General features: G+C 63.3%; 2 pseudogenes. Both read left to right on the top strand.

The features are described from left to right. Nucleotides 1-229 (top strand): annotated as a pseudogene (locus tag I6F37_RS40045) (hypothetical protein); the annotation flags it as partial. 67 nt (nucleotides 230-296) lie between these two features. After that, nucleotides 297-444: pseudogene (locus tag I6F37_RS40040) on the top strand (NADPH-dependent 7-cyano-7-deazaguanine reductase QueF); the annotation flags it as partial.

The following is a 444-nucleotide window of genomic DNA, read 5'->3' as shown; positions in this document are numbered from 1 at the left end:
CCATCTCGTCCGCTGCGGTGAAATATTGGGCGCAATGCTGCTGACCTGGCACAATGTTGCCTATTATCAGCGGCTGATGGCGACGATGCGCGATGCTGTGGCCGCGGGTACGTTCGCCGAGTTCGCCGCCGCATTCCGCCGCGACCACCAGCAAGGGGATATCGAAGCGTGGAACGCAGAAGGCGACATCGTCGAGGAATGCGGAGCGGGAGGCGGTGTCTGCACGTAGCGTTGCTGGCTGATCTCTGTTCCGGAACCGGCCGTGAGACGAACGCAGCCGACGATGCGATAAGCGAGTGAGCGACGAACTGCCGCCGCTGAGCCAGCTCGGCAAGCCCTCGGTCATCCCGCCATCGCCGGATGCCGCGGTGCTGGAGGTGGTTGCCAATCCGCATCCGGGTGAACTCTATCTTGTTCGCTTCACCTCGCCGGAGTTCACGACCC

Source organism: Bradyrhizobium sp. NBAIM08 (genome assembly GCF_020193935.1).
GTDB classification, from domain to species: domain Bacteria; phylum Pseudomonadota; class Alphaproteobacteria; order Rhizobiales; family Xanthobacteraceae; genus Bradyrhizobium; species Bradyrhizobium yuanmingense.
This window is presented reverse-complemented; position numbering and strand designations above follow the sequence as displayed.